Source organism: Sphingorhabdus pulchriflava, assembly GCF_003367235.1.
Taxonomy (GTDB): Bacteria; Pseudomonadota; Alphaproteobacteria; order Sphingomonadales; family Sphingomonadaceae; genus Sphingorhabdus_B; species Sphingorhabdus_B pulchriflava.
The window spans coordinates 276,061-292,679 of sequence record NZ_QRGP01000003.1 but is presented as its reverse complement, the minus strand read 5'-3'; the positions used below and the strand labels follow the sequence as shown (position 1 = coordinate 292,679).

Annotated in this window: 17 protein-coding genes; 2 read left to right on the top strand and 15 right to left on the bottom strand. The window is 55.7% G+C overall.

Annotated features, from left to right (window positions below):
* Nucleotides 1-206 precede the first annotated feature (206 nt).
* Both DXH95_RS15555 and DXH95_RS15550 read left to right on the top strand, forming a co-directional pair.
* The gene (locus tag DXH95_RS15555; RefSeq protein WP_147291767.1) at nt 207-1,799 is read left to right on the top strand and encodes a sensor histidine kinase; all 1,593 of its coding nucleotides are present in this window, start codon (nt 207-209) and stop codon (nt 1,797-1,799) included.
* Nucleotides 1,792-2,448, top strand: coding sequence for a response regulator (locus tag DXH95_RS15550; RefSeq protein WP_115550469.1), 657 nt, complete (start codon nt 1,792-1,794; stop codon nt 2,446-2,448). Before DXH95_RS15555 ends, DXH95_RS15550 begins: the two co-directional genes overlap by 8 nt.
* Here DXH95_RS15550 and DXH95_RS15545 read toward each other — a convergent pair.
* The 15 genes from DXH95_RS15545 to DXH95_RS15475 all read right to left on the bottom strand — a co-directional run bounded on the left by DXH95_RS15545 (nt 2,445) and on the right by DXH95_RS15475 (nt 16,446).
* The gene (locus DXH95_RS15545) at nt 2,445-2,951 is read right to left on the bottom strand and encodes an A24 family peptidase (RefSeq protein ID WP_115550468.1); all 507 of its coding nucleotides are present in this window, start codon (nt 2,949-2,951) and stop codon (nt 2,445-2,447) included. The genes DXH95_RS15550 and DXH95_RS15545 overlap by 4 nt on opposite strands.
* Nucleotides 2,948-3,811, bottom strand: coding sequence for a tetratricopeptide repeat protein (locus tag DXH95_RS15540; protein ID WP_115550467.1), 864 nt, complete (start codon nt 3,809-3,811; stop codon nt 2,948-2,950). The genes DXH95_RS15545 and DXH95_RS15540 overlap by 4 nt, the downstream gene beginning before the upstream one ends.
* The gene (locus DXH95_RS15535) at nt 3,808-4,938 is read right to left on the bottom strand and encodes a tetratricopeptide repeat protein (RefSeq protein WP_115550466.1); all 1,131 of its coding nucleotides are present in this window, start codon (nt 4,936-4,938) and stop codon (nt 3,808-3,810) included. The genes DXH95_RS15540 and DXH95_RS15535 overlap by 4 nt, the downstream gene beginning before the upstream one ends.
* A 2-nt stretch (nt 4,939-4,940) precedes the next feature.
* Entirely contained in the window at nt 4,941-5,918 is a 978-nt protein-coding gene (locus DXH95_RS15530; RefSeq protein WP_115550465.1) for a type II secretion system F family protein, read from the bottom strand.
* Between the two features lies 1 nt (nt 5,919).
* Entirely contained in the window at nt 5,920-6,921 is a 1,002-nt protein-coding gene (locus tag DXH95_RS15525) for a type II secretion system F family protein (RefSeq protein ID WP_115550464.1), read from the bottom strand.
* Nucleotides 6,921-8,282 carry a TadA family conjugal transfer-associated ATPase gene (locus DXH95_RS15520; RefSeq protein ID WP_115550463.1) on the bottom strand — a complete coding sequence of 454 codons (1,362 nt, stop codon included), beginning with the start codon at nt 8,280-8,282 and terminating at the stop codon, nt 6,921-6,923. The genes DXH95_RS15525 and DXH95_RS15520 overlap by 1 nt, the downstream gene beginning before the upstream one ends.
* Nucleotides 8,283-8,284: 2 nt before the next feature.
* A complete protein-coding gene (locus tag DXH95_RS15515; protein WP_115550462.1) occupies nt 8,285-9,478 on the bottom strand; it encodes a CpaE/TadZ family protein in 1,194 nt (397 codons plus the stop codon).
* Nucleotides 9,479-9,487: 9 nt separating this feature from the next.
* Nucleotides 9,488-10,114, bottom strand: coding sequence for a TadE/TadG family type IV pilus assembly protein (locus DXH95_RS15510; protein WP_239016693.1), 627 nt, complete (start codon nt 10,112-10,114; stop codon nt 9,488-9,490).
* Entirely contained in the window at nt 10,111-10,602 is a 492-nt protein-coding gene (locus tag DXH95_RS15505) for a TadE/TadG family type IV pilus assembly protein (RefSeq protein ID WP_115550461.1), read from the bottom strand. The genes DXH95_RS15510 and DXH95_RS15505 overlap by 4 nt, the downstream gene beginning before the upstream one ends.
* A 7-nt stretch (nt 10,603-10,609) precedes the next feature.
* A complete protein-coding gene (locus DXH95_RS15500) occupies nt 10,610-12,151 on the bottom strand; it encodes a pilus assembly protein TadG-related protein (RefSeq protein ID WP_147291766.1) in 1,542 nt (513 codons plus the stop codon).
* Between the two features lie 24 nt (nt 12,152-12,175).
* A complete protein-coding gene (locus DXH95_RS15495) occupies nt 12,176-12,472 on the bottom strand; it encodes a hypothetical protein (protein WP_239016692.1) in 297 nt (98 codons plus the stop codon).
* The gene (locus tag DXH95_RS15490; protein WP_115550459.1) at nt 12,462-13,913 is read right to left on the bottom strand and encodes a type II and III secretion system protein family protein; all 1,452 of its coding nucleotides are present in this window, start codon (nt 13,911-13,913) and stop codon (nt 12,462-12,464) included. Before DXH95_RS15490 ends, DXH95_RS15495 begins: the two co-directional genes overlap by 11 nt.
* 4 nt (nt 13,914-13,917) lie before the next feature.
* Nucleotides 13,918-14,868 (bottom strand): Flp pilus assembly protein CpaB, encoded by a 951-nt coding sequence (cpaB, locus tag DXH95_RS15485; protein WP_115550458.1) that lies wholly within the window; start codon nt 14,866-14,868, stop codon nt 13,918-13,920.
* 90 nt (nt 14,869-14,958) lie between these two features.
* The gene (locus tag DXH95_RS15480; protein ID WP_115550457.1) at nt 14,959-15,141 is read right to left on the bottom strand and encodes a Flp family type IVb pilin; all 183 of its coding nucleotides are present in this window, start codon (nt 15,139-15,141) and stop codon (nt 14,959-14,961) included.
* Nucleotides 15,142-15,468: 327 nt separating this feature from the next.
* Nucleotides 15,469-16,446: a phosphatase PAP2 family protein gene (locus tag DXH95_RS15475; protein ID WP_115550456.1), complete on the bottom strand. Its 978-nt coding sequence runs from the start codon at nt 16,444-16,446 to the stop codon at nt 15,469-15,471.
* Between the last annotated feature and the right edge of the window lie 173 nt (nt 16,447-16,619).

Sequence of the window (16,619 nt, the reverse complement as noted above, 5' to 3'; positions counted from 1 at the left end):
GTCGGCAAGAAATTTCGAGAAAATTTACCATTTATTTACAGCAAAATGCCGTTCGGCATATATCTTAAGCTATATATCGCAAACTAGCCCGAACAGGCTATACCTGCCCAAATTCTTGGGTAGGAAGAACAACTATAACCATAAACCACGCCATTCGTTTCGTCGTATGGGCCCCCGCCCTTATCCGCATCTTGCTCGCGCTCGCTGTGGCAGATTTACAGTTCGCTGCGGATGGCAAGATTCTGCATGTGGAAGCTTTTGCAATTCTGGCTTGGGCATTTTTGACAATAGGCTGGCTGTTGGTCGCGCAACCATTGCAGAAAAGTCATATTCTGGCGCAGTTCGGGTTCGACGTAGGTGCAGCCGCCCTCGCCGCATGGGTTGCTCCGACCAGTCTGGTACACGCATTGGCCTTGCTTTCTGCAAGCGCCCAACTGCTGTTTCGCACGGGATTTTCGACTTATTATCTGTCCGCCTTGGTGATCCCGCTGGCGATAGCACCATTACGGGCAAAGTTTGCAGATGTTGAAATGGGAAGCCTAGCATCCTCGGCGAATGGCAATCTGATCGAGCAAATCATTTTTGCCCTTACCATATTGGCTACCGGTATCTCGCTGGCGGTTTCGTCGTCGCGCGCTGACCAGTTGCGTCAATTCGGTGAAGAGGCGGTATCGATTAAGCTGCTCAAGCTTGGACGCTCTCTTGAATTCGACTTGCAGCGACTGGTGGAGTCGATGGCTTCGCTGTTTACGCCCAACCGCGCGCATTGCCTGATTGGCGAAGCGTCACAACGGGCAGTACCGCGACGATATGATTGCGGTACCGCACTGAACCTGTCCGAACATGATTTGCGCCGGATGCTTCTGCTAGGCGACGATGTAGGGCAATCCGAACTGCTCCTCGACAATAACGCACGCTCGGTTTTCACGATTTCGTCCGACAAGCCCGCTCGGATGGGAGACAAAGAACAGGCTGTCGCCAACATTCTGGCGCGCGAGGGTATTTCAAACGCCTATCTGAAATGGATGCAAATCGGACGTTCGAAGGGGATGGTCATCTGCGGTCTGGCATCAATCGATGCGTTGAAAATCCACGAAGCCAGACTAGTGACCGACGCATTAAACCAGCTTTTTCCCTTGCTCGACAGCATATCTGAAGCCGAGCGGCATTTCATTGCCGATGCCCATGATGTGGCGCGACGCGACCTGCACGACGGCGTTCTGCAAACATTAGCCGCAGTGCGGATGCGTCTGCTTTCTGTAGGGCGCAGAGATGATGTCAAACAGCAGCCCGTTGGAACCGATATCCGCAAGATTGCGGATATATTGACACTTGAACAGGCCCGGCTTCGGGGTTTGCTCGAAACCAGCGAGGATGAGGAGCATGGCATAAATCTGGTCACCCGGCTTGATGTAAGTCTGCGGGCGATATCCATGCAGTGGGATATCGACGCGCGCCTTGAGGCAGAAGAGCCGGCGATTCCCATCGAAAAAGAGTCAGCGATCAACATCGAACATCTTGTTCGTGAAGCTGTCGCCAATGCTGTGCGGCATGCCGAAAGCAAGCAGTTGACAGTTAGGTTGTCGCTCCACCAGAATGCGATGCAGATAGTCATCATTGACCGTGCAGGTCAGGTGACGGGGGACACAGCAAAAAAGCGGGGGACTTCAATGCCTTTGAAATCAGCATCGTTGCAGCACAGGCTTCGACTCGTAAACGGATCGGCCTATCAGGAGGGTCTCGAAAGCAGCGCCATCCTGTCCGTCACCATTCCGATGCAGAGGGTCGACAATGCATAATGTCCTGATTGTAGACGATCACCCCTTCTTCCTTCACGGCTTCAGCCAATATGTTGAGGAGAGCGGTGAGTATTCGATTACCACTGCATTGTCGGTTGAAGAGGCCATTGAAAAGATTGATGTCGAGCGGCCGGATATCGCAATGCTCGATGTAACCATGCACAATGGCGGCGGGCTGAAAGTCCTGCGTCACTTGCGCCAGCATTATCCGATGGTACCCGCCATGTTCTTGACGGTGCACATCGATCCCGATCAGACCATTGAGGCCATGAGGCTCGGTATCAAAGGCATCGCTTTGAAAGACAGCGATCCGGATACGATTGTTGAAGCCATGGGCGTCGTACTCGGCGGGGGAAAGTGGTTCGAAAGCGACGTGACCGAAGTGGCATTACGCCACTCCATTGATCGACCCACGCGCACGGTCCGATCAGACGACCTGCTGACAAAGCGTGAGCTGGAAATTGTCGATCTGGTGTGCATGGGGCTGCGCAATCGCGATATCGCGCAGCGTTGCAATCTCGCCGAAGGAACTGTTAAAATCCATCTTAACAGCATATTCCGGAAACTGGGCGTTGCATCACGATCCGAATTGATCGTGCATCGCGGCGGTATGCGTCAAACAGGGGACAATTCTGGCAAAGCCCACTAATCGAGTTTGAATGTCCCATAACCCATTTCGTTGACGTCCATCGGCTTTGGCGCAGCCGTTGGATATAGCAACCAGCACAGGACCGCGCCGAAAGCGATGGCGACACCATAAGCGATGCGGCGATCTTTGCGCTTTTCCTTCGCTACCCAACGCCGGGTCAACACATAGAATATCGCCAGGACTAGGCCAGCCATGGTCGTTGCAAAAACCAGTGCGGGACCGCTTGAAAGTGGAAACCACAAGGCCACGGCGGCATATAATTTAGCGTCGCCACCACCGATCCATTTCAGCGCAAACAACACCATCCCGACAACAAGAGCGATGCCGAAATGGGCAAGATGGGAAAGCGGGTCGGAGACTTCCGCACCCAAAAGCCAAAAGCCGCCAAAGAACAGGATCAAAACCGAAGGCCAGATATTGGATATCCTGAAAGTTCGAAAATCGGACCAGGCCGCAGCGGCCAGTGCGCCCGCTGCTGCAACGGGAAATAGTTGTTCAATCATTGAGCCTCTTTTTCAGGATGGGGGTTGGCACGCCGCCAAAGCTCCGCATCAAAGCGGTCAGAGGCGAGTACTGCTTGAGCAAAATAGGATGTGGCAGCTTCGGTTCGATGGGCGGCAAGCGCACCCTCCCCTGCCTTGGTCAGTGAACGGGCATCATATGTCCCGTTATCATTGGGCCCGAGCACGACGGCGAGGCCCATATTTGCCCGGAGAAACGCCAGATTCTCGGCGACTGTCCGATTGTCCGGCTGAATTTCCAGCGCCTTCGATAGATCTGCTATGGCTCGACCGAGCGCACCGGAATAGGCCAATGCCAACGCCCTGTTGTTCAGCACCGCCGCCTGCGCAGGCTGAAGTGACAGGGCTGCATCAAAGGCCTCGATGCTGGCCGCATATTCACCCTTATGCGCCAATGCCTGCCCGAGCAGGTTCCAGCGCCCTGAATCGCCGGGGCATTGATCAACGGCACTGGCCAGCATTGCGATAGCGCGATTCCAGTCCTGCTTCTGATAGGATATCCAGCCCCATATTCCTGTAAACCGACAACTGTCGGCCAAGCTGCCATCGACCGAATTGATCGCCTTTTCCGCCAAAACCACATCTTCTCGAGCGAGGAAATATTCGGCCAACAGCAGGTTGAAGCGGTTGCGATACCCCTCAACCAGTCGGGGCTCGGCCCAGCGCAACATCGCTTCAGTCTGAACCAAACGACCTGCCTCCAATGCCTGCTCGATCAGCAGCAATTGGCCTTCGCTCTCTTCGGCACCCAATTTCGACGGCTGGGTTTCGGCAAACGCTACACCCGCGCTGAAAAACAGCGACAGGGCGGCAACAATCGACCGCCAGCCAATCGCTGTCACAGCGCCGCCAAAGATGTGTGCACGATCGTGTCGTCGTCAAAGAAAGCATAAACGAAGCCGTCCCGCTTCGTTGTAGATTGGGGGATGATCTCGGCGTCCGCCACAGCGAGTTCAATTGCGGCCACCGCCACAGCGTTTTTCAATGCCGGTCCTTTGCGCATCTGCGTGACAGGTGCGTCTTGTTCCTTGGCGATCTCGCCAGGTAACCAGGATGCAAGCCTGGCACCAAATCCCTCAAAATCATTGGCAAGCTTGCGCTTCGGTTCCGGATTGGTTGGGCGCGTGACCAGGCGGACTTCACCCAACGACACCCGTTCCAAACGCAAGCCTTCATGCTGCGCCGGCGCAACTGGTTGCCGCGGTACATCGAACGGCATTGGCTCGTCGAGAGGCCGCTGGTTTCGCGACTGCGCAGGCAATGAGGCCGGATCAATCGAAGCTGCGCGGATGACAACCGGACTTGCCGGACGATGGATGGCCAGTTGCGATGCTATGGGGCGATCCTGTACCGTCACTGCCTCAATCCGCTTCGGCTGTTCAGCTTTTGCATCCAAATCGAGCGCCGATGTCACTTCGGCCAATGCCGGAACCGCGATAGTTGCTGGCAGGACAGTGCCAGTATCCGCTTCGTTCACCGCCTGCAACAGCGCAGGCTTGGACTCCAAGGCTCCGGATGTTTGGGGTGCAACGTTTAGCTGAGGTTCACGCATTGCGGCAATCCCGGGCGTCGAAAGACCTTGTGCCATGTGCGGGCGCCCCGAACTCTCGAAAAAGCGTGCGAGATTGCCGTTGAACTTTGCGTTGTCGGGCGCGCCAGCAACCGCGAGCTCGAAATAGCGCTGAGCCAGATCCTTACGCCCGATACGGTCATAGGCAATGCCAAGCCCGTTATATGCTTCCGCATTTTCAGGTTGCTCCCTCAGCGCAGCTCTGAACGCCGAAATCGCTAAACCATTTTGGCCGAAAGCCAGCTTGGCTCGCCCCTCGGCGAGCGGATTGGTTGCATCACCGGTCAGCTGCTGGCTATCGACGGCTCGGATGTTGAGTTCAGCTTGCGGCTGAAAAGCCGAGCAACCTGCGACAATGCTCGACAGCCCTATCGTCAGCATCATTTCTGTGCGTTTCATCGTCATCCTCCTCCAGCCAAAGCGGGCGCAATTTGGCGTATCACTCGTATTACAGCGGGCAACATCAAGACCCCGATCATTACCGGCAGCATGCAGGCGACAAGCGGAATAGACAGCAGAACGGGCAGGCGGTGTGCCTTCTCTTCAGCCCGCATCCGACGTTTTTCGCGCATCTCATTGGCATAGACACGTAGCGTATCACCAACGCTGGAACCCAGCTTGTCCGACTGGATCAGAAGCGTTGCAAAAGATTTGATTTCGTCGACCTGCGAACGGTCGGCCATCTTGCGCAACGCCTGTTCGCGTGAAGCACCGGCGCGCAATTCAAGTGTCACGGTGGAGAGCAATTCGGCCACCAGTGGATGCGAATGCACCATTTCCCGACCGACCCGGTCAAAAGCCGCCTCCATGCCCAAGCCCGCCTCTACGCAGACCAGCATCAAATCAAGGCAGTCAGGGAAGCCGTTGACGACTTCCTCACGTCGACGATCCGCCTTTGCCGTGATAAACAGGTTGGGGAAGTACAAACCGAAAATCGCCAGCAGCACACCGAAGATGTACAGCTTCATCGGCGAGACTTCGGTGCCGCTGAACAGCGCATAGGCCAGTAGCAGCCCGGGGAAGAAAAACAGTGTGATCAAACGGATAAGGGTGAACAACTTGGGTGCAGCCGGTGAGTTAAATCCGGCCGCCATCAGCTTGGCCCGCAATTGATCGCCTTGTGTGTCAACCAGCGAAATGCCCGCTTTTTCGATGCGGTCCGTCAGCCGGGCCCAGCCGTGCGAAATTCTGTCGCGGCGCAAACTGGCACCTTCTTTAGAGCCAACCGCACCAGATCCCAGTTCTTCGAGTCGTCCGCGAATGGCAGACCGATTGAGCAAATAGTTCGACGCCAGCATGACCAGCACGATGACTAACAGGAAGATGAGTACGAGCAGCGAGATGCGCATCGTTGTCGAAAGGGCGAAATTGGCCAGCATCTTAAACTTTCAAGTCAATCATGCGGCGGATTGTAACAAATCCGATGAGGTACAATACGATCAGACCTATAAAGCCGATGGGGAAGATCGGGTCCTGCGCGACATCCATGTAAAAGGCCGGATTGGTCAAAAACAGCGCACTGAATGCCAAAATGGGCAAAGCTGTCAGGATCAGCGCCGTCATCCGGCCTTCGGAACTTAGCGCACGTACCTTCATGTACATGCTATGCCGTTCGCGAATAACGCCAGAGAGATTCGAGAGTATCTCCGCGAGATTTCCCCCGGTTTCATTTTGCACCGACAGCGAGACGACAAACATCTGGATATCATCAATGCCCCAGCGATCCGCCATATTCTGCAACGCATCACGCAAGTCCGCACCATAAGCTACTTCATCTACGACCAAGCCAAATTCGGTTCCTAGCGGGTCTTCCATCTCTTTGGTCAACAGGTCGAGTGCCGACGAAATCGGGTGTCCGGACCGAAGGCCGCGGACGAAAATGTCGAGCGCAACAGGAAACTGCTCCTGCATGCGTTTCATGCGCTTCGAAGCCATGTGAGAGAGCACAATCAAGGGAATGCCAGTGCCGAAACACAGCCCGAGCGCAATGGCGAGCTGAATGGTGCCAAATCCGATAGAATAACCGACAAGTCCCGCGCCGAGCAGGATTAGCCCGATTGCAGCGGTAGTGGCAATCATCATACCCAAAATGATCTGATGCGGCGGTAACGGGATACCCGATGCAATCACCGACCGTTCGACCGCACGCCCGGCCCGACCAATCAGACCAGACATATCGGCAAAGCTGTTTGGCGCAGACTTGCGCAGGCGGGACGTCACAATCTCGCGATCCAGTCCGCCCTCGATCATCTTGAGGCGCTTGTTGATCGCGCGCGACCCTTTGTGCCTTTGCCGCGACATTGCAAGCACACGTTCGGAAACCAGAAAAACGGCGGCGAAGATGACAATCAACGCCAGCACCCGAAGGACGACAGGATCCACTATTCGATCCTCTTGTCAGGACGGAACAGGTCAGAATTCAGCGACACGCCGTGGGCGGCAAGCTCGTCAAGCAATTTCGGCCGGATGCCCGTTGCTTCGAAATGGCCGATGACCATGTTGTTTTCATCGCGGCCTTGCATGCGGAAGCGGAAGATTTCCTGCATGGTGATTGTTTCGCCTTCCATGCCGACAATTTCGGACACACTCAGCAAACGGCGGCGACCATCGGACAAGCGCCCAATCTGGATTACCACATTCAGAGCCGAGGCAATCTGAGCACGCGCCGAACGGGCCGAAATGTCGATGCCACTCATCCCGATCATCTGTTCAATACGCGACAGGGCATCGCGCGGGGTGTTGGCGTGGACGGTCGTCATTGATCCGTCATGGCCGGTATTCATTGCCTGAAGCATGTCGAACGCCTCTCCGGCACGGACTTCGCCGACGATGATGCGGTCAGGGCGCATACGCAGCGCATTCTTCACCAGGTCGCGCTGTGTCACCTCGCCTTTGCCCTCGATATTGGGAGGGCGGGTTTCGAGCCGGGCGACATGGCTTTGCTGCAACTGAAGTTCGGCGGAATCTTCGATGGTAACGATACGTTCGCGCTCGTCGATAAAAGCCGACATGGCGTTGAGCAAAGTCGTCTTGCCCGAGCCTGTGCCGCCAGAGATCAGCACATTGCGTCGCGCCTTGACGATGCCTTTCAACACTTCGGCAATCTGCGCAGGCACACTGCCCAACTCGCTGAGCTTTTCCATATTGATCGGAATTTTGGCGAACTTACGAATCGAAAGCAGCGACCCATCGACCGCAAGCGGAGGGACGATAGCGTTGACACGCGAACCATCGGGCAGGCGCGCATCGACAAAGGGCGAGGATTCATCAATCCGTCGACCGACCGCGCTCACAATTTTCTGGATGATACGCAATAGATGCTTTTCGTCCTTGAAGCGCGTTTCGACACGCTCGAGCACGCCCTTGCGTTCGACAAATACGACTTCAGCTGAGTTGACCAGAATGTCGGTGATGCTGTTGTCTTGAAGCAATGGCTCCAAGGGGCCCAGGCCCAACAGCTCGTCCAATATGTCAGCAACCAGCTGTTTGCGCTCGTCATGGTTGAGCGCATGCTTTTGCTGCGCCAGCTGTTCATGCACCAGCTCGCCGATTTCGGTCTCGATCTGCGGCCGGGTCATCGTTTCCAGCGCGGACAGGTTGATGAGATCGATCAGGCGACGGTGAAGCTCGACCTTCAGATCGATATAATCGGTGTCGCCCGAATGCGGATCAATGGTCTTTTTCGCCGTCTCTGATGAAACAGCATTTGCATCAAAGGCGTCTGCTTTGCGTATTTGCCACATAGTCAATCACTCGCGCTTTGGCTGAGCAGCGGCAGCATTTCGGCGATATCGGTACCGATTTTGCTGCGCGCGCGGATGGCATTGATCAACACACCTTGGTCATGCGCCGCCCGCACCAGCGGATAGTCATTGTGGATGCTATATTCGATCGAGTGGCCCAGCGCGTGCGCGGCATCATCGAGATTGATCGTGCGGAACATGCGTTTTTCAACACGGTTGGCGACAACGTGAATTTTTTGACCGCTGATACCCTGACTGACGAGCAGTTGCAGTTGCCGCTTGGCCTGCCGCAGGCTGGCGACAGAAAGCTCGGCTACCAGAAATACAACATCCGACAGCGCCACCAAAGACAAAGTCCAGTTGGTCCAGTTGGTCGGCAGATCGAGGATGACATGGTCAAATTCCTCGCGTGCCAGCTCGATAATTCGCAGCATCTGGTCGGCACTGACCGATTCCAGCGGCATGATATCCATTGGCGCTGGAATGACGTGCAGGCCATTTTCGGTCTTCGAAACTACCGAGCGCAGCAATTCACGGTCAATCCGTGCGCCTGCCGCGACCAGATCGGCAATCGACAATTGCGAGGACAGACCCATATAGGCTCCGGCATCGCCAAATTGCAGGTCAAGATCTATCAGGCATACGCCTTTTCCAGTGCTGCGCGCCGCAAGTTCGCCGGCGAGATGCGTCGCAATGGTTGTGGCGCCAACACCACCTATGCTTTTCAGCACAGACACAAGCTGCCCCTGTTCGACCTCCGCGGCCTTATGCGCATCCAGATCATCGCAGATTTCGGCGATGATCGATGCCAATTCGGAGTGCACCAACGGTAAGGCGACCACATCGCGCACACCCTGTTTCAGCAACATGCGCACCAGCGAAACGTTCGCATCGCGGATCGCAGCGATGATAGGCAGGTTGGGATGCGACGCGCGCACATTCCGCAACCGTTCGAGCGAGGCAGGCATATCAGGCCGGATTTCGAGGATCAGGATCGAAGCTGCATCCAACTGCCCCGCATCCACCGAAGCATCGGGTGCCATCGTTGCCAGCAACACCTGCGCCTGACCGATTGCAACATCTTCAAAATGGGCGCTCGTCATCTCGGCTTCGGAAAGGACCAGCAAAACGGAACGCGACTTCAGGTCCAAAACCCACTCCTCCGAGGTAAAATTGATATATTCAGAAACGCCCATGATAGTGTCCTAGTTCGACTCAGTAACAGCGCCTTCACCATCTTCCATGGTTAAGGTCGCGCTGATTGTCGGCAGGTTAAAGGATGCTCCAAAAAACTGGAATAAGAGCGGTGTGAAATCGATGCCAACAGCATCGACGGTAACCAGCGGTGCAACATCTGCCCCGTTCGGGTCGCCTGCGTAGCCTAGGCCAGAATTTGTGTAGGTTATGCGAACATCCGTTTCAGCAATCGCAGGTGCGATGGAGCGCATGCGAGTCACAATTGCATTGAATGTGTCACTGTTCGTCGGCGTTAATGTCGGACAGGGCGTCGTTGTGCAATTGCACGTCACAGTACCCAAAGGTTTAGTACATCGCGCGGCACCGAATTGCGACAATGGGATAGCCGCTCCCTGTCCCAAATCCGCACCATAATCTTTGCTGGCCAAGCCACCAGGGACATAATTGGATACTATTGCAGCGCGAGCCCCCATTTGCGTGGCCTTTTCGGCACCGTTTAGAGTCCACATCAGCCGACCAATATCAATAATGCCGAAAAGGAACAGTAGCAGGATAGGCAGAACCAACGCAAATTCAGCTGCGGATGCCCCATTTTGGCAGGCTGGAAAGCGACGGATGGCAATTCGCATCGTCATATTCCCATCACCGGAGCTTCTGAATTGGCGATCAGGTTGAGGCCCACTGTGTCAATTCCCAAGGAGCCAAACAATGAGCTGTACGGGACAGTGGCAGAAACACTAACAATCGGCACACCGGCCATACCGCTGTAAAATGCGGCATAGGTGCCGGAGGTATCACAACGTAGCGAGACCGTGATCATAGCATTGGTCCAGCCGGAAAGGCGAACCGTTCCTGTGCCATCAATTGTGTTCGTACGAGTGAGGTTCCGAGTATTGTCGCGTACCGTGTCGCTCACAGTGGTGCCGGTGCAGTTATAATTGTCAAAACTCTGGCGCGAGGCAAATCGGGCACCGTCGCGAACGGCTTTTGCAACAATGTGGTTGTCCCAGAAATATTTACCCAGCTCGAATGAGCCAAACATCAAAATCATCAGCAACGGCGTAACAAGCGCCATTTCTGCTGCAGCAGCACCTTTTTCGTTTTTGATGAAACATTTGATCATGGCGCCGTTACCGGATCAGCCTCGGAACATCGCGGCGGGAAATCTGGGCTACCGAGCCGCCTTCTCCAGAACCAGCCGCGCCGATGGCTTCGACATAAATATCGTTCGCCGTGGTGTAGACGTCGTCACAATCCTTATCCTTGGCGGAGCATCGTGTCCGCTTTAGACTCGGTTCGACCAAGAATACGTCGATAAAGCCGGCAACGGGTATGGTTTTCTTGCCGTTCAGGCCGATCGATTTGTCAACACTTCCGCAGTTGACTACGGCAGCCGTGATGCGGCGGCGGTCAATTCCAGCCGGGTCTGGATCTAGTCCGGGCGCAGCGCAACGGCCTGCCTGCGGTGTGCCATACGAGGCCAGCGTTCCGACAGATTTTGAGCCGCGCCGCGAAGCGTCAGCAGCTTCCCACAAATAGGTCTGATAGCGGGTAACATTCGGCCCAAGTCCAGTTTCGGTCTGCCAGTTAACCCCGGGGTGGTTGGAACGAAAATATGCCGCCCTGTCCCACATACCGTCACCTATCCGCCCATATGCACATGCATAGGTTGTGGCACTATAAGCATGACACATGTCACGAGGATGACCCATGATTTCCGGTGTTATCGAACTATCGAGCGCAGCATTACTATTCGGGCGATACCGCTTGCTTTGGTAGTTTGCCAGAGTAGCCGGGTTTTCCTGCCAGCTGCAATTGTTGCTAGGACGGACAAGGTCCTTGATGGAATTGTTCGATGGCGAACAAGGTGGCGACTTGCAGGTCGCATTATTGGCTGCGGCATAGTCGAAACGCATGTTCAGCGAATCCCGGACGGCATTCAAGATATTGCCGGTTTGGGTCGTCGCAGTTTCAGTTGCAGAGCAGCTGCCGAACAGCGCGTTTGAAGCCAGAGCCTCCGCCGCGTTGTTCGCACCCGTGCCCAATTGCTCGAGGAAACCGAAATTGCCCGGCCCCCAGCTTGTGCCGCCTTCCGCCATCACAATCCCGACGCCTGTTTCCACGCCCACCGGATAATAATTATCGTCATTGTCCGAAGGTTCTGTCGGATTGCAGATAAAGAACGGTACAACACCACAGATGGCACTGCCGACTCCTGCAAAGGCAGATGCGCTCATATCCGCACTGATTGCGTCGACAATAGGCGTGAGTGCGAAATTGGCGGTGCGGGTTTCGACAGTTACATCGACAAAATTCGCGTCGGTATCGCTGGTCGCTACGGTAGTTCCGGCCTTGTCGACATAATAGGTCACGCTGGCGATCCCGACCGCTGCAGTATCTCCATCATTGGCGAAGCGGGTCGGGTTGGAAATAAGCGCGTTGGCAGCAGAAGTTGCGCGAGCACGCGCTCCGGCTATTCCGTCAAGTTGGCTGGCGGCGGCGAGTGCGGCCTGGTCGGCGGCGGTTTGCAATTCGGTGTCGAGATTGGCCATGCGGGCGAAGTCGAATGCTAGCCCCCCCATGCCGATTAGGGCGAATAGAGCGAGCGCTACCGTTGGTGCAACGGCGGCACCCTGGTCTTGGCTGAACCTTCTGAACCCTGACAAAGACACGAAATCACTCCTTTCGCTTTCAGCTCAATTGCCGCCCGAAGAGCCCGAAGAGCCGCCGCCACCGCCGCTTCCCGAGCCACCTGTCGTCGTCTTCACACCGACCGGCTTCTTCACCGTTCCCTTGCGATAGCGTTCCTGCGCGGCTGCCGTCTGGTCGGCATTGGCGGGCATGGGCTCGGCATATTCAGGTTCGGGGTTGACGATTTGCGCGGCATAATTGGACCGCACGGCGTCACCCATGCCCGGATCATTGGCTGTGCAGCTCGAGAGCAGCCCGAGAGCCAGCACAGAGCAGAGCATTTTTGCGCGATCAATAGTCATAGTCAGCGCCTTCCGCTTTGGGGGTTTTCGGGGCCTCGGGCGGTTTCGCGTCGGGATCAAGCGGATTGATGCCCGTGGCCTTATCGGTCCGTCCCATCAGGAAAAGGTCGAGTTCGTTCGGGTTTTGCACCCGATCGGTCGGCAATTTTATCTGGTCGGCCTTCACCGGCTGCACAATGCGCGGGGTGACGACGATGACCAGTTCGGTTTCGCCCTTTTGGAAACCGGAGGAGCGGAAGAGCGAGCCGATAATCGGGATCGAACCCAATATCGGCACCTGCCGCACCGTGGTCTGGAAATCCTTGCGGATCAAACCGGCCAAGGCAAAGCTTTCCCCATCGCGCAGTTCGAGCACGGTGTTCGCACGCCGGGTTTGCAAGCCCGGAATGACGAGGCCGTTGACGGTGATCGACGCGGTCGGGTCAATCGAGCTGACCTCCGGTTCGACCGCCAGGTTAATCACGCCATCGGCGAGCACCGTGGGGGTGAAGGCCAGACTGACGCCAAAGGGTTTGAACTCGATGGTGATGCCACCGCTGTTGCCGCCACCACCGCCGCCGCTGCTATTGTTCTGCGCGACTGGAACCGGGAATTCACCACCGGCCAGGAAGGATGCGGTTTCGCCCGACAGCGCGATCAAAGTCGGTTCGGCCAATGTCTTGACCAGCCCTTTGCGTTCGAGCGCATCGAGCACAGCGTCGATGTTGAGGCCCGCTATATCGAATGCCTTGCGGAACACGCCAAAGCTGCCGGTAATGGAATCGAGGCGCAACACGCCCGCGCCGCCCGCATCGGGAACCAGACCGGCTCCATTGCCCACGGCTGCACCAAATGAACCACCGTCGCTGAAGCCAAAGCCCGAAAGGCCGATCTGCTTGCCCGTCTGGCGCGAAATTTCGGAGAACCGCACTTCCAGCATCACCTGCTGGCTGGCACCCACCGACATCATGTTGACGACCTTGTCGCCTGCATAGGTCTGCGCCAGTTGCACCGCGCGGTCGATGGCGGGGCCGTTGGAGACGATACCCGTCAGCACGATGGCGTCGTTCGAAATCCGCGCGCCGATGGTTTCGCCGGGGATCAGCTCGGACAATTGCCGGCGCAGCGAAACAATGTCGGGGCCGACCGCGACATCAACCACCGAAATGACATTATTGTTGGTGTCATAGACGGTCAGGCTGGTGGTGCCCATTTTCTTGCCAAGGACGTAAAGCGACCGGTTGGTGATCGGCATGATGTCGGCGATTTCTTCATTGCCCACCATCGCCTTGCCGAACGGACGGTCGACCGTCAGCACCTGGCTTTTGTTCAGCGGCACGTCGAGTTGCCCGGCATGCAGGCCGGCGTCGGACGAGCTGTGAAAACCCTGTGCAAGCGCCGCGGGGGCGGTGGTCAGCGCCAGCGCGAGCGCTACGCCAATCTTGAAAGCTGTATGTGCCATGCGCTCAATACCCCCTGTGGCGCGAAACGTCGTATGAAGAGCTGGCGGTGCCGCGGACAATTTCCACAGCCACGCTGTTTTTGGGCTTTGGCCGCGCGGGTGCCGCCGGGCCGCGCGCCGTACCCGTCATCGCCGCCTGCATCGCAGGGATGGGATAAGGGCTGGCTGCCATGGTCGAGCCGCTGCTGCGCGGCGCATTGTAGAAGCTGGGCGAAACGCTGCCCTGGCCCAGATCGCGGGTGCCGACGGTTTGCGCCATGAAGACATCCTGATTGACGGCGTTGCGCAGCGCGAGTGACAAGCTGCCGACCTGCCCGGCCAGTGCCAGTTTCTGCGCACCCTGTTGATCGACGAGCAAAGTTGCTGTTTTGCCGACAGCAGGTTCGTTTTTCTTTTCATCCGCACCCTGGTCGATCGCGATGACGCGTACATTTTGCAGCAGCACATCGGTGATCGGATCGACCTGACCCTCGGCTTCGGTTTTGGGAGTACGGGTCAACAACACGTCGACCGCGTCATTGGGAAGGACAAAACCGGCAACACCGGCGACATCGTTGATGCGCACCGCGACGGCGCGCATATCCGGATCAATCAGCGCCGAAATGCTGGCTCGGCCACCGGGGCCTGTGACTTTTCCGGGAAGAATGGGTTCACCCGCCTCAATCGGGCGAAGGGCAACACGAGCCTCTCCGCCGAGAAGCGCTTTGGTGGATTGGAATGCCCCTGCGGGTACAGAGGTTGCAGGCCAGCTGACCATGCGGATATTTTCGGTAGTAAGAGCTGTGCCATATTCCATGGGCACGCGTGCAACAGCGATCTGCACGAGACGGTTTTCTTCGGCAGCTTTTACCTGACCTTCCTCAACGCCCGACAAGTAGCTGTTAGCCAGAATTACCGCTGCGATGCCCAACACGGCCGCAATCGCGATGACAATGATATTGCGGTTTGCGAACATCGATCCCCCTCGGTCGTCAGTGCAATCTTTAAGTAAATTTGAATCTTGATAACCGCCCGTCGCGATTGGCAACGGGCGGCGTATTAATTATCAGCAAGTACCGTTCTTGTTTTCGATGCACTTTTCAGCGCTCGACATTGCGCCCTTGATAGCGCCACCAAGATTGAACGCAGCAAGCGCAATACCGGTGCCTACGATGGCAAGGATCAGAGCATATTCAGCTGCCGAAGCGCCGCTGTCGTCACGCAGGAACGAAGTTACAAAATTACGCATAATACTACCCCTTATTCATAGATATGAGAGTCCCCCTTTTCCGGATTATCCCGGATTAAGAGGATCAAGGAGGGTAGTGTCTGAACCGTCGCGACCCTGTTATATTATTGCCAGCATCGCGCCGGCCCATTCGCTATGGTCCACCCTTGATGCCCCAACAATCCCGTGAATCGCCCCCAATGGTCAACAGCTAAAATTTACGCTTTTTTAACAATATCTTATTTTAATTTTTTGTTAACCATGCGGTATTTTTACAACTTTCGTCCCAGAAAAAAGCACCGAATCACAATATGTTACTAAAGTTCTATAACTATAGATATTTCGGGATCATCTGCCCCGGTTTGCGGCATATTTCGTTCGTCCGATGCGACGACGGACGAACCACCCGACACCAAACCAAATCGCCAAAGTCAGGATGATGGAAGCATATCCATCCACCGCATAATGATAACCGGTATGCACCGAACCTATCAGGATGATCAGGAAGAACGCGCCGAAGAACCAACCCGCCGCCTGTGACAATTTTCGCGTAGCCAGAAAGAACAGTAACGCGACACTGACATGCATCGACGGCATGGCAGATATTCCCCGGCCCAATTCACTTTCACCCTTTTGCTGCCACTCAATCAAGGATGCTTGAACATCCAGAAACATTAGCGGGTACTGGGCATTGGCGGCATTCAGATATTCCATCAAAGGAACAAAGTGCCTGTCGCCGAAAAAAGGTTCGACAAAACAGGGGCCAACCGATGCAAAAAGATTGGCAAACAGGCCGCCAATGACGAACCAACACAAAAAATAGCTAGTAAGAACCTGACTCGCCAAAGTTCTGGATCTCATCCAGATGCACAGCAGCGGCATCATGATGTAAAGCAGCAAGATCCAAATCTGGTATGCCATGGCGATCAGGAATGTTATGAACGGGTAGCCGATAAAAGGCTGTAACATCCGCCATGGATCAGTGCCGTGAATTGCGACGTCGAGTTCGATGAAGAATGGATCCCAATCATAGGGATAGAGCGTTCCAACCTGGCTTTTCATCGCCGAAAAAGCAGGAAGAAATACGGACACAGCGATCAAAATCGGGATCGCCTGCACCAGTCTCCTCGACTTATGTCGAATAAACGGGTGAGTTCTGACAAAATCAAAGGGCGATGGAGGACGGTGGACGGCGAGTCCAATCAGCAAAGCCGCCATCGAAATGGCCAAAACGCCAGTGCCTTGAAAAAACAGGTTGGCGATAATGCCCTGCGGCGAGATTGGACGGAACCCCGAATATAGACCAAAAATAACAGTCAGTATCACAATGGTGATGCTAACACCGATAGCCAGACGATTTCGTCGCCAGCCGATGTGAAGGTTAACCCATTTTGTCCGATCGGCCGCTATTGTTATACCCTTCCCCTAGGTTCGATGCCGAACTGCAGGGGAAAGGGGCAAAATGTCAACAAGTCAAAATGGCGCCCATGCGGGTTGGC

Coding starts and splice junctions, on each gene's coding strand:
- DXH95_RS15550 (WP_115550469.1), top strand. CDS start 1,792: ATGCATAATGTCCTGATTGTAGACGATCACCCCTTCTTCCTTCACGGC.
- DXH95_RS15545 (WP_115550468.1), bottom strand. CDS start 2,951: ATGATTGAACAACTATTTCCCGTTGCAGCAGCGGGCGCACTGGCCGCT.
- DXH95_RS15535 (WP_115550466.1), bottom strand. CDS start 4,938: ATGAAACGCACAGAAATGATGCTGACGATAGGGCTGTCGAGCATTGTC.
- DXH95_RS15530 (WP_115550465.1), bottom strand. CDS start 5,918: ATGCTGGCCAATTTCGCCCTTTCGACAACGATGCGCATCTCGCTGCTC.
- DXH95_RS15520 (WP_115550463.1), bottom strand. CDS start 8,282: ATGTGGCAAATACGCAAAGCAGACGCCTTTGATGCAAATGCTGTTTCA.
- DXH95_RS15515 (WP_115550462.1), bottom strand. CDS start 9,478: ATGGGCGTTTCTGAATATATCAATTTTACCTCGGAGGAGTGGGTTTTG.
- DXH95_RS15510 (WP_239016693.1), bottom strand. CDS start 10,114: ATGACGATGCGAATTGCCATCCGTCGCTTTCCAGCCTGCCAAAATGGG.
- DXH95_RS15505 (WP_115550461.1), bottom strand. CDS start 10,602: ATGATCAAATGTTTCATCAAAAACGAAAAAGGTGCTGCTGCAGCAGAA.
- DXH95_RS15495 (WP_239016692.1), bottom strand. CDS start 12,472: ATGACTATTGATCGCGCAAAAATGCTCTGCTCTGTGCTGGCTCTCGGG.
- DXH95_RS15490 (WP_115550459.1), bottom strand. CDS start 13,913: ATGGCACATACAGCTTTCAAGATTGGCGTAGCGCTCGCGCTGGCGCTG.
- cpaB (WP_115550458.1), bottom strand. CDS start 14,868: ATGTTCGCAAACCGCAATATCATTGTCATCGCGATTGCGGCCGTGTTG.
- DXH95_RS15480 (WP_115550457.1), bottom strand. CDS start 15,141: ATGCGTAATTTTGTAACTTCGTTCCTGCGTGACGACAGCGGCGCTTCG.